The sequence below is a fragment of the Formosa sp. S-31 genome, from assembly GCF_051172795.1.
In the GTDB taxonomy this organism is placed as follows: domain Bacteria; phylum Bacteroidota; class Bacteroidia; order Flavobacteriales; family Flavobacteriaceae; genus Formosa.
In genome coordinates this window covers 991846-1005928 of the sequence record NZ_JAENDK010000002.1, presented here as the reverse complement: position 1 = coordinate 1005928, position 14083 = coordinate 991846, and the positions used below count along the sequence as shown (strand labels likewise).

At 33.1% G+C, this 14083-nt stretch carries 4 protein-coding genes and 1 pseudogene; 3 read left to right on the top strand and 2 right to left on the bottom strand.

Annotated elements, in window-relative coordinates:
• The 3 genes and pseudogenes from I3217_RS04535 to I3217_RS04525 form a co-directional block, all read left to right on the top strand.
• Positions 1–3072, top strand: a pseudogene (locus I3217_RS04535) (leucine-rich repeat domain-containing protein); the annotation flags it as partial.
• A gap of 25 nt (positions 3073–3097) precedes the next feature.
• A complete protein-coding gene (locus I3217_RS04530) occupies positions 3098–11443 on the top strand; it encodes a T9SS type A sorting domain-containing protein (RefSeq protein ID WP_435048545.1) in 8346 nt (2781 codons plus the stop codon).
• 111 nt (positions 11444–11554) lie between these two features.
• Positions 11555–11731 (top strand): hypothetical protein, encoded by a 177-nt coding sequence (locus I3217_RS04525; protein ID WP_435048544.1) that lies wholly within the window; start codon positions 11555–11557, stop codon positions 11729–11731.
• Positions 11732–11829: 98 nt separating this feature from the next.
• Here I3217_RS04525 and I3217_RS04520 read toward each other — a convergent pair whose 3' ends face one another.
• Positions 11830–13263, bottom strand: coding sequence for an FAD-dependent monooxygenase (locus tag I3217_RS04520; RefSeq protein ID WP_435048543.1), 1434 nt, complete (start codon positions 13261–13263; stop codon positions 11830–11832).
• A 1-nt stretch (position 13264) separates the two neighbouring features.
• Complete coding sequence (locus tag I3217_RS04515; RefSeq protein WP_435048542.1) at positions 13265–13936, bottom strand: phosphoglycolate phosphatase; 672 nt, start codon at positions 13934–13936, stop codon at positions 13265–13267.
• Positions 13937–14083 lie beyond the last annotated feature (147 nt).

Genomic DNA, 14083 nt, shown 5'->3' with positions numbered 1-14083 from the left:
CTGCCTGAAGTACCGGATAGCGAATACCAGGCCCTAGTGGATTTTTACAACGCCACGGATGGAAACAACTGGCTCAACAAATGGGACGTTAGTGTAAACAATCTAAGCCAGGGCGCATGGTACGGACTGGTCATTGAAAATGGCCACATCGCCGAAATCAACTTGGGAAGCAACAGGCTCTCTGGCGCAATACCCGCCTCTTTCAGCAATTTAAAGCAACTTCGGAAGCTCGACCTGAATTTATCATACAATTACTACAATAGAAATGATTTGAGCTCAACGAATCTGGACAACATTTCCAGTTTGGAGAGCCTGGAGGAGTTGGATTTGAGTTATTGCCAACTATCGGGGGCCATTCCCAGTTCCTGGGGGCAGTTGACCAAACTGAAATCATTGGTATTAAGCAATAATACTTTTACTAATGTTCCTATAGCTCTAGGCAATTTAAATAGCCTAGAAGTACTGGATTTAAGTCATAATGCTATAGTAGATTCCGGAGCTGATTTTTCAAGCTCAACATTTACAAATTTTGATTTAAGATATCAAGACATCAATATTGAGAGCATTGAAATTGGGGCTAATGAAATTAATATTGATTTACCAACATCCTTAAACTTTCAATTAAACAATGGGCAGGTAACAATTGATGCCAATAATGAATTTAGGCTGTATGTAAATGGTACACACCAAAGAACGGCATTTTCAAACAGTGGTAAGTTAAACTTCTTTAACATTAATGTATTGAACTTACAGATAACCGATAAACTTAGGGTTTATCAAGTTAATGGTATTTCAGCATATTCCAATATAAATTACAATACTTTGACGTTTGGACCACCTCTTGTAGATGGAGAATTTGAAATTCTAAAGAAAATCTACGAGGCTACCAATGGTGACACTTGGACAAACTCTTGGGATATTAGTGAGAATAATTTAAACATAGAAAGTTGGTTTGGAGTAAGTACAAAGGGAGGGCATGTGGTTTCCTTAAACCTATCTAGCAATAATTTAACAGGTGTATTACCCGAAGAAATTACTGGTTTAAGCCAGCTAAAATCACTATCACTTAATGGGAATCTTATAGGAGGTAACATCCCAGGTAATATAAATTTGTTAACAAATTTAGAAACCCTAGACCTTGGTTCAAATTTACTAAATGGTACTATTCCAAAAACCATATCTGACCTGCAAAAATTAAAGAAGTTTGCTATAGGCAATAATAAATTTAAAGGTACAATTCCATCTCAACTATCAGATTTTATTGACTTGGAATATTTAGACCTTTCTAACAATAGCTTCAATAAAATAGAAAAGAAATTATATTATGATTATTCAAAAACCTACATAGATCTAAGAAATCAAATAATTAATCATGAAACCGTTTTAAATTTAGAAGGAAGTCAATTAAAAGTTGTCCTTGACAATATTGTAAAATACGATTTAGAAAACAATAATTATGAAGCAAAGAATAATTTTGTTCTTTTGGTTGACAACATCATTCATACTTCAACTACTGCGAATGATTCTGGTGAAATAATATTTGATGATGTTAGAATTGGTGAAATTTCTTCTAATGCAAAAATTTCTATCAGACAAGCTACAGGAACCTTTAGGAATACCGAATTCATTTTTTTAGGTATAGAGGATAAGTCCAATATTCCCATATTAGAAAAAGAATACCTTGCGATTGTTGAAATCTTTAATGCATTAAATGGAGACCAATGGACAAATAAATGGGATACCACATCTAATAATTTACATATTAATAAATGGTTTGGAGTATCAACCTACGATGGACATATAATATCACTAGATCTCAGTTCAAATAACCTATCAGGAAGTATCCCAAATATTTTTGATGCCCTTCCCTATTTAAACACCTTGAATATATCTTCAAATAAACTAACCGGTATTGATGCCGTTCTTCCAGTCAATATTGATTTTACGTTTGACAGACAGACCATTGAAGCTGGGGATATTGATTTAAATATTAATACAATTATATCCGATTTTGCGATAAACAGGTATGAACATATGAAGAACGACTTTTTTAATCAGACATATAATCTAAATGTCGGCAATTTTTCAAAAACCTTGAATCTTTCCGAAGAGGGTGTTAAGCTAATGGATTTATTAAAAATATGGAAGGTACCTAATGGCCAGAAATTAGAACTAAGACAAATTTCTGGAGATTCCAAAAATAGCACTATCAATTATTACCTAAAATACAGAGACGGAGATTCAAATCTTGACAGTGCATTAAATGTCTTAGACATTCAGACTTCTATCAATTATATGCTAAACAATTATGTTAATTACTTCAATTTTAACGCTGCAGATATAGACAATAACAACAATATAAATGTATTAGACATTTCCAAACAAGTAAATATCATTCAAAACCAAGAACCAAGCTCTAAAACCACTGATAAGAGTAATTTACTGGGTTCAAACAAGAATGGTGAAGATACCGCAAAAATTAGTTTAGAAAATGGATTACTTACATTAGAAACAAATGGAAAAAAAGTAACAAGCTTTGAAATATTTATTAAAAATATAACTAAAGAGAATATAGATGAATTCATATCATCCAAAGGTTTTACAGTGAGTATAGTTCATAAAGACAATTATGTAAATATTATAGGTTATTCTTTTAACAATGTTTTAGAAGGCAAAATTGAATTAGCACGTATAAGTAGCAAAGGCGCAGTAATTCAATCCATTTTGCTGTCGAATATTAGTGCAAATGAAATCCCTTCACAAATTATGGAATCTACACTTGGTATAAATGATTTGGAGTCTGAGAAATTTTCATACACCTATAATTTCCCTAATCCTTTCAGGGGTGAAACTACTATTAATTTTTACTTAAGGAATAATACCAACAATGCCATATTGTCAATATTTAATTTAAGAGGGAGAATCATAAAAAATATTGAAATAGGCAAGTTTACTGCAGGAGAAAATCAATATTTATTCAAACAAGAAAATATGTCTTCTGGCGTCTATATATATATACTTTCTTTTATAGATCAAGCCGGCATTTTAAAAGGCAAAATGATTATTGAATAAAAAAACAACCAACAATCTAAAAATTATGAAAGCTATTAAATTCACCATTATATTATTCTTATCTTTTACCTACTTAACACAAGCGCAAAACAAACTAACAATAAACAACTTAGAAACTGCTCCTGGAGATAATACTAATATCAAAATCGAACTTGATAATACAGATTTCGTTTCAGGTTTTCAAATTAAATTAAAAGTTCCAGCTAGCCTAAAAGTAGATGAAAAGGAAGCACATTTTGTTGGAAGGGAAAGTGATCATATAATTTACCCAAAAGCATTAGGTTCTGGAGAGTATTTGTTTTTGTGCTTTTCAGGCACAAATGCAAATTTTACTGGACAGTCTGGCAGTTTAATTGAGATTCCTATAGAAATACCACCTTCGTATTCTCCTGGTGAAACTTATCCGATGACATTTACCGAAGTAATTCTAAGTTCAAGTAATGGAGAAGATATAGGAAATGATCATCAAAATGGAAAACTAACAATTATAGAAGGTGAAACACCCGACCTAAAAGTTGATTCAATAACAACATTACAAAATGATATTTCACCAAATGAATTGTGTAATATTAGCTGGAATGTTCAAAACATTGGCTTGTCAGCAGCAATAGGCGGGTGGATAGAACAAGTATCATTAGTTTCCCAAACTAATGGAAAAAAATATATTATTGGGAATACAAGGTACGAGAATGATTTAGCAGAGAATGAGACTGTTTCAAGAAACATGGAAGTTACTATTCCAAGTATAATTGGATTTCATGGTGACGTCAAGGTAGAAATATCTTTAATTGCGGGTTCTGAAATGAGAGAACCTATTGGTAAAAAAGATAATAACATAGATGTCTCCTCGAAAATAAAGAATCTACTAAAAAGGTTAACTATTACGCTAGATAAAAATGAAATTATTGAGAACTCTAAAGATTCATTAAGGCTTAATTTCGTTAGAAGTGGTAGTACCGATTTAGAAGAAGAATTTTTTGTCTCATCAGATACAGATAACACCCTCAATTTACCTGTTAGCGTGAAAATCAAAAAGGATGAATCATCAAGTTTTCTATACGTAAATATTGTGGATAATGATATTTATGAAGGGGATAAAGTTGTTAATGTAATAGCAAAAGGGAATGGTTATAATGATGAAAGTGTAAATTTAACGGTCCAAGAAGACGATCAAGTCAGTTTGAGCTTAGATTATCCCTCTAACTTTGATTACGTTATTGGAAGCAAGATTCCTTTTACTTTAACCTCCAGTTTTCCTGTAAACCAAGATCAATTAATTACACTTTCTACAGACCTGCCTAAAAGACTACAATTACCTCGCGAGGTAACCTTATTAGCTGGCTCTAAATCAATTGTTTTTGATGGTGCCATCACTGATACTGGCATCATAGAAAAAACAGATACAGCCAACGTATTTGCCAAAGCAGAAGGTTATACAACGGGCATTACTGATATTATTTTAAGTCCAACCAATATCCCTACTTTTACATTAACAATTAGCCCTAATGAGGTTTCTGAAGGAGATGGTATAAAAGCAACTTATGCGACACTCAAAAAAACAGATCAAATTGATAAGGCAACAACCGTTCAAATAAGTGCTAATGTAAACGATCAATTAATTTTACCTTCTGAAATTCTATTTGAAGAAGGAGAAACTGAAAAAGTATTTAATATAGGTACAGTGGATAATGCTGTAGTTGAAGGCAACAGAACCCTTACAGTAACCTCTCAAGTGAAGTTTGACGGATGCTCTTGCGTAGACAATACTTCCCCAAATACTTCAGTTAATCAGGATATTTTAATTTTAGATAACGATGGGCTTGCTTTAATTGTTAAAGCATCACCTTCCACAATTAAAGCTGGAACAATAGAAAACAAACTTACTGTTTCACGAAATACTGAAGACCCTTCCATCCTCCAAATCCCAGTTACAGTAAGCCTTTCTACCGATTTGCCAAATATTATTGAATTACCAGAAACGGTTACGATTCCCGCTAATGAAAAAGATGTAGAAATAGCATTCAATACTATAATTGATCCCGATCAAGAGTCAGACGAAACAGTCAGAATCGAAGCCGTTGCCTCTAACTATGCAACTGGATTTGGATGGGTTTTAATTTCAAACCAAAATAAGCCAGATGTTTTAATCACTGAAATAACAACAACTACTAATCCAGAAGCTGGCAACATAATAACTGTAACCAGTTTATTAAGAAATCAGGGGCATGCTAATTATCCTGCTACTAGCAAAATAGATTATTATTTATCCAAAACTAAAAATATTGGAAAAGAGGAACCATTCGTGTCATCCATACTAAATACCGTCATTGGGGTTGATGAAACATATATACATGAAGAAGATATAAAATTACCCAACCTATCAGGAGATTATTACTTAATTGTTGCTATAAATACAGATTTCTCCATTGGAGAATTAAACTATGAAAACAACCAAAACGAATTGTTACTTCAATTGTCACCTGCTTATTCAATTGATATAGAATTAGACAAATTGATTTATACTACAAATGAGACTGCAATAGTGACAGGAACAGCCAAAACTGCTTCTGGTAATTCTGTTCCTAATTCAGATGTTGAATTAAAAATAGAAAACCAACTATTTAAAAGTATTCATAATATTAAAACCGATGCTAATGGTAATTTTATTTTTGAATATAAACCACTAGAAAATGAGAATGGCCTTTATAACATAACCGCCGCCTTTCCTGGGGAAAATATTCCACCTCAAAAAAGCTTTGAATTACTAGGTTTTGAAGTTGTAAATAAACCGCAATATATAAAATGGGAAACTGTAGTAGGATCTTCATTAGGTAATGAACTTACTCTTAGAAACAATACGAATACGAAGCTAACTGGGGTTAGTATTCATGTACCCGATGATGTAGAATTCTCAATAGACCAAACACCCGTGGATATAGAGCCAGGTGCTACAATTACTTTTCCCTTTTTAGTTGTTCCTACTATTGCAAGTTCAGAATTAAAATATAATGAATTTGATATGGTAATACAGTCTAATGAAGGAGCTAAATACAGCGAACTAAGTTATTATTATTGTAAAAACCAAGAAGCTAAATTAATAGCCAATCCTATTGCTGTTAATACCACAATGGTAAAAGACAAATCAAGGCTTTATGAAGTATCTGTTACAAATGTAGGAGCAATTAATGCTGAAAATGTTAATGTGTTATTGCCTGAATTAGATTGGTTAAAATTAAAATCTCAACAAGTAATTGAAACTATAAAACCTGATGAGGAAATAAAAATAATTTTAGAGTTCAAGCCTACACCAAAAGAGCAGGTAAACGTTCCAATAACTGGAAATTTTGTTTTAACTCAAGATACTGGGGCTCCATTATCTTTGCCTTTTAAGTTGGAAACCGTTTCTGAATCAACAGGAACATTGATTATAGACGCTGTTGATGAATACTCTTACAACACTGCAAGCGCCCCTCATTTGCAAGGTGCTAAAGTAGTAGTAAAACACCCTTTTACCGGAGAAACAATTGCAGAAGGAATAACGGATGCCTCTGGCATATTTGAAGTACCTGAAATTAATGAGGGTTGGTATGTTGTCAATATTTCTGCCGAAAAGCATACCCCCTATCAAAACAATATATTGGTTGATCCAGGTAAAGAAACTAGGGTATCAGCATTTTTACCCTACCAAGCCATAACCTATTCATGGGATGTAAAAGAAACTGACATTCTGGATGAATATGAAATTACTTTAACAACAGAGTTTGAAACCAATGTTCCCAAACCCGTTATAGTAATGCAAATAGACAATCCTGATTTGGATTTAGCCCCAGGAGAATCACGAATGACCTATATAACAATTACAAACCATGGTCTTATTGCTGCAAATAATGTAAGTTTAAATGTGGGAGAAATAGAAGATTACACTTTGAAACCTCTAATAACATCTTTAGATGTTTTAAATGCTAAATCTTCGATAATTATACCCGTTCTAGTAAAAAATAATGAAGGTACAGGCAAGGTAGCTGAAGACAGTAGTAAAACTTCAATAGAAACTAACAATGGGGGATGTACAGTTCCTGTTAGGGTTAGAGCGACATATATTTGCGATTCAGAACGAGAAATTTTTGCTTTTAGCTATTATCTTAGAGCTTGTTCTACAAATAATCCGGGGGGATTTATCCCTCCAAACGGTTATACTACAATACCAAATGGGCCTGGCAGCCCTATCTCTGGTCCATCTATTGATTTAGGAGGCTCTCCAGGTAGTAGTGTAAAAAGTCCAATAGTAAAAGTTTTACCTGGTTTATGTAATCCTTGTAAAACTTCAATTACATCTACAGTGTTAAGTTGTACACCTGGCCTATCTGTAATTAGTTGTATTTTCGGGTTGATAACATCTAAAGATTTATCTGATTTAATATTAAATGCTGCTCTTTGTCCTGCTAGTGTAAGTGGTTTTTCATGTTTATTTAGTTCTTTAAACTTTATAAAACAATGCATAATAAAAAATTTGAAATCATCAAATAAGTCAAGTAATAATAATGTAATCCTAGACTACGAAGAAGATAACTTTGATTTAATTCTTGAAGATTTTGAAAAAATGGCTGCTGCTGATGAAGCAAGCTCAAACATGTTATCAGAATATTTTAAAAATCCTGAGCTGGAAGTCAGCAATGAAAACTTGTCTCTTTTTCTAGAGATTACAGCATCTTCAATCGATTCCGAAATAGCATTAACATTGGACCAAATCAATTCTTTGAAAGAGCAAATGTTAGAAACTACAATTACAGAATCATACATTAATACTTTTGTTTCCAGATGGAACACCACAGTTGAAGCTTGGAATGCTGATGTATTTTCTCCAAACACTCAATATCCAGATATTGTGGACAAAACAAAAATAGATGCTTATAAAAAAATTAAAGCTGATTTAGAAATCTATGCCTTTACTAGAGGTTTTGTTTCAGTAGCTGATATGTATAATTCCGATATAAAATTTATTGAGGAGTTCATAGAGGAGAAAAGTCAAGACGAAGCTAGTGTTTGTGCGACAGTAACCATGGAATTTCCACAAAGGCTAACCATGACTAGACAAGCTTTTGAGGGGACGTTAAAAATTAATAACTCTAGTGATAAAGCTATATCTCAAGTTCACTTAGAATTAATTGTCAAAGATGAAAATGGGGAAAATAAAACCCATTTGTTTCAAATCAACAAAGAAGACTTTTTAAATGGAACTGGCACTGTAAACCCAGATACTAGTGGACAAGGCTTGGCCATTTTTATTCCTACAAAAGAAGCAGCACCAGAAGTTACGAAATCCTATTCCTTTGGCGGAATCCTATCTTATTTTGACCCAGAAATTGGAGAGGTAGTAAAAATATCGCTTAACCCTGTAACCTTAGAGGTCAATCCAAGTCCAGATTTAGTATTACATTACTTTATGCAACGTGATATATTGGGAGACGATCCATTAACTGATGATATTGTAGAGCCATCCCTTCCTGCAGAATTATCATTAATGATACAAAATGATGGTTATGGTCTAGCCAAAAATGTGAATGTAGAGTCTATGCAACCAAAAATTGTGGAAAATGAAAAAGGTCTATTGATAGACTTTGAAATGATAGGATCCAATTTTAACAATGAGCCAACCCAATTAGGCTTGCTAAATGTAGATTTTGGTGATATTGATGCTAAACAAACAGCTGTAGGACAATGGTTTTTTACAAGTTCACTTATTGGGCATTTTGTAAAATATGATGTTAAGGTAAACCATAAAAACAGTTATGGTAATGAAAACTTAAGTCTAATTAAAGGAGCCTATATACATGAATTAATAAAGAGTGTTAAATCTTATGAAAATAATAGTGATGACATCGCAGACTTCCTTGTAAACGACATTGCTGATGTTTATGATACCCCTGATATGGTCTACCTTTCGAACGGCTCCTCTGAGGAGGTCTCAAAGGCTGAATCCCTTGAATTTTTAGAGCAAATTACTCCATCAACCCTTACAGCCAAAATAAAACTTAACCCCATATCGACTGGATGGAATTATGGAAATATTTTGGATGAACAAGGAAAGAATTATAAGTTAACCAAGGTAATCAGGGATACTGATAATTTTGAAATACCTCTGGAGAACGTTTGGCAAACCCAAGTAACACTAAAAGATGGATTAAATCCTAAATATGAACATAAACTGCATGTATTGGATAAAGTTACAAATGTAGAAACATATACATTGTACTTTAACCCAGTTGATGGGGATATCCCAAAAATCATCACTTTTATTGACCCGCCGGAACAGTATAATACAGAAGCTGTCAAATTAATAAATGTAGAATTTAATAAAGAGATTGATTTCAACACATTTACCAATGCCAATATCAAACTAATTCATCAGGGGATTGAACTACCCGTAGATGATATTTTGATTGGTAAAATAAATGCTACTACATTTTCAATAAATATTGAAGCGTTAACAAGTTTGTCTGGATTTTATGAATTGACTGTAAACACTATTGGTATAAAAGATTTAGTAGGCAACGAAGGTGTTAATGGTAAAAAAATTGATTGGGTTCAGTTCAATAATGAATTGGGAATATTAAAATTTGAAACGGACCAATTAAAGAAAAAACCAATTAATAGTATTACGGTTATTTTTAATAAACCTATCCGTGCAGAAGAATTTACAACAGATAAAATAACTATTAATGAAGCCACAGCTAACAATCTTACTATTCAGAAATTAGACGATTATACTTATATAATTTCTGGTATTAATCCATTGAATGAGGTCAATGGTGATTATTCTATTTCTATTGATGTAACAAAAATAAAAGCTACTGATGGAAACCCAGGGCTTATATCTCAAACATACGATTGGATAGTAGACAACATTCTACCTAAAGTTACCAATATACAAACGGTTAGCCAAGGAGTTAGTAATATTCAAAATATTACAGGATTAGAAATTGAACTTAATAGGAAAATAGTTTCAGAGCTTGAAGCATCCTCATTTGCTTTTTTTAAAAATGGCCAAGAAATATCGATTCCCATTATTATACAAAAAAACGATGATTTGCATTATTCAGTATTTGGGTTAGACACTTACACTGTGGATAATGGTACATATGTATTAACAATTGACCAATCTAACTTTAGAGATGAGAACGATAATTTAGGTGAAGGAACCGCTGAAATATCTTGGACAGTTAAAGTAGAACCTTTAAACGCTATTTCCAATTTAAGGGTAACACCTGATTTAGGAATTTCAAATACTGATAATATAACTTCAGGAGAAAATGTTCAGTTAATTTATGAAACCCTTACAGATGATATAACCGTTGAAGTTTATGAACTTTTAGGTTCTAGTGAAAAGTTAATTGACACGCAATATAGAAACTACAAAGCAGAATATAGCACCCCTTTAAATAATCATTATGGATCTAAAAAATACAAAGTTGTCGCTTATGATGATTTTGGCAACCGGAGTAATGCTGAGATTTTAGCAGCATACATTGACTTTACTGACATTGTAACTGAAATTGTTCCGATTAATGAAATAAGTGACGATTGTACAGACTTTGATTATTTAGAAATAAATTTTGCAGAAGAACTTAGCGAAAACTCCTTTTCAATTGATGATATCACATTAAAATCCAATGGAATTACAATTCCTAAAAATGGTGTCACTCTCACACAAATAAATGACAAAAATTTTATTTTAGAAAATATTACCAACTCAAGTGATGGCTCTATTGTTTTAGAAATAGACAAAACCAAAATATCAAAGAAAATAAGTGGTTCAATCGGATTCGAAATTGAAAAAAAAGAAATAGGAAGCCCAAATGAATACCCAATATCTGTTATTGGCAATGAAACACCTACTATTAATAGTATTTACGAGTACCAAGCAGATGATAATATGAATAAGTATGATTGGATTATAATTAATGGTGAAATTATTACTACAGAGTCCAATATAGTAAAAGTTAAATGGAATAAACTAGGCGCTCAATCTTTAATACTTAGATACCAAACACCTCTAAATTGTACTTTAACTAAAACTTTGGAAGTATTTGTAGATGAAAAATTAGGTCTTGAAAACAATCAACATAAAATTGATAATAATTTTATTTCCCCCGTTCCCAATAATGGGCAATTTACAATCCACACTAGTATTGAACTTAAAGATTGTACATTGTCCATTTTTGATATTTCTGGAAAATTAGTATACAAAGAAAACCATGTTAATTTAAAAAGTAAGGTTACAGGAATTAATCTTAATTTAGAATCTGGTACTTATATTCTAATTCTCCATAATCAATTAGAAAAGCTACATTTTAAGTTTGTAATTTATTAGTCAAGCAAGTGTTTTTATTTAAGAAGAGGGAGCAGTAGTCAATATTATAAATAATTTAAACTATGAATACAAAAACACTAGAACACATGAAGCAGCTAAGGCTCTTTTGTTATGCACCGAGCCTTTGAAAGTAGTTTAACTCCTGAGAGTATAAACTACTACACTAACGACGAACTTATAGCTTACCTTGTTCAGTTTGAATGGGACGATCGTCAGAACCGAAAAAAAGAACGCTTAACAAAGGCAGCTCGTTTTAGGTACAGTGCGGTTATTGAAGCTATAGATTAAGATGCTCACAATTCAGCGATTTATCACCTGAGTTTAGGAGCATACAGTCTTCTGGAAAAGAGTTTTTCTCTATGGAGTTCTAATAATGAACTTGAAATTTATTTTTTTTCAATAAGCAATCTGGAAAGGGCTTCCGGATATCCACGTTGAACAGCTAATTCGCTGGCGAAGTCATTAATTTCATCTATAGAGATACTATCCAATAAGGCGTTTTGCTCTAGTTTGGTTTGGATGGGAGGAATTATTTCTTCCTCTTGAATTTTATGGATGATTTGATTGGCAACCGTTAGGGCAGAAGAGGCTTTGATGATTTCACTTCGCGCATAGGATTTGCTGGGAAAACTAACTTCACCAACCCTTAAGCTTGGATCGTCTCCAGAAATTTGCTGAGCTCCGTACAAAGGTGGCCCTCCAAGAGTGGCAGAATCAAAAGAAGGCACATATTTGGCGACAAAATCAATGGCTTTTTTTGTTCTGTTTTCAATTTCGTTTTCGTCCCAACCGTTCTTTAATTTTTCCTTAATTTCATCATTAAATTCAGGCTGCTTTCCATTATCTTTTGATTGTACCAATCCATTTTCGAATAGTGTAATGTCCTTGGTCATCCCGTGAATTTGATAATAATCATCACAATAGGGAGTAAGTTGGGCCATCCCATTTGGAGTGCCGCGTTCTCCATGAAAAATGAGTTCAGGAATTAAACCAGAGATGGGCTGCCATTTTGAAACATAAGCAGCTTTAAATTCAATAAGACGTTTCGTGTTAATGCGTAAGGATTCATCAAATTTTCCAGTATTAAAACCGCTTGAATTGACTAAATATTTGACTTTGTAAACTGCGTCGTGCGTATAAATCTCCCAATTATAATCCAACTTATGATTTCGGAGATCTTTAATTCTGGTAACAGAGGTATTTGTTTTTAGGAAACATTGCTCAGATTTATTCAAGGCTAATTGTGCTTGAGCTGCCAGCCTGAAAAGGTTCCAGCCATATTCCTGAACCAGGATTACTGGTGTTTTTAATTTTTTGTAATCAATTAATGTAATGGCATTGCACATCCATTCGTCAGGAGAACTTGGACGCTCTATGGTTGGTTGCTTGAATAAAGCCTTTAAATCTTCTTTATTATAAAGTTTGTAATAGTCTTTTGGAGCTCCTAGGATTTCATTTTCGGGGTCTTCTTTTATTAATGTTTCGTAATAAGCCACCAACATATCAAGGCGTTCCAAAATGTTGCCAATATCTTGTTTTTCTGACTTGGGAATGCTTATAAATGTTGGTCTTTCATCAATAGATTGCGGAAACAAACGTGCCATCTCTATCGACTGTTTCATGAGTATTTTGCACTGCTCGTCGGAAATCTCCGGATACAGATTTCCACCCGCATGCAAATGGCAAAACGGAGGGCCGTTAACCACACTGCTCTGCTGTTCAAACAAAATGCTATCTACGCCATAATTTGCCAATTCCAACGCAGTAACCACTCCAGAAATGCCTCCTCCAATAATACCAACATTGTAAATTTTGCTCATGTTAGAATAGTTTTTGGAGCTCAGAAAAGTGATCTACTACAAGCGTAGGGTTGTAATCTGCAATATTTTCATTGTAATTGTATCCGTAGCTCAGACCTATATTTTCCATTTTAGCATTTTGTGCTGCAAGAATATCATTTTTGGAGTCGCCCACCATAATGGATTTTTCTATAGTTGTATTCAGGAGGTCAACCAAATGAAGTAGGGGAGCTGCATTTGGTTTTTTAAGAGGCAATGAATGCTCTCCAATCCAGTAGTTAAAGAATTGTTTGATTTCTAATTTATCCAAAATAGGTTCGATAAAATCTAACGGTTTATTGGTACAGATTACCATTTGGTAACCATTTTTATCTAGATAGTTTAAGGTGTCTAGGACTCCTGGATACATAAAGGTATCGACACAAGTGTCTTGCTTATAAGCTGAAAAATAAATATCAAAAGCTTCCTTCATAAGCGCTTCCGAAATACTGTTGTTTTGCATGGAAAGTTCCAGAGATCTACGTACTAAGGGTTTGGCGCCATTGCCTACAAAAGGCGTTACCTGTTTTATGGTTAATGGCAATAAATTGTAGTGTGATAACATTTTATTGATTGCCAAGGTAAGATCTGGAATGCTATTGATGAGCGTGCCATCAAAGTCGAAGATAATGAGTTCTTTGTCTTTAAAATTCACAATGCCTAATTTGTGGCAAAGATGCGGAAGTTTTCAGAGAATACTAAGTGTTTAGGGGAATTTTCTGATTCTTTAGGTTTTTGTTTGGATTGTGGTTGAAGGAGAAATTGATATGAAAGATGAGGTTCGTTATAGGAAAACTTGAGA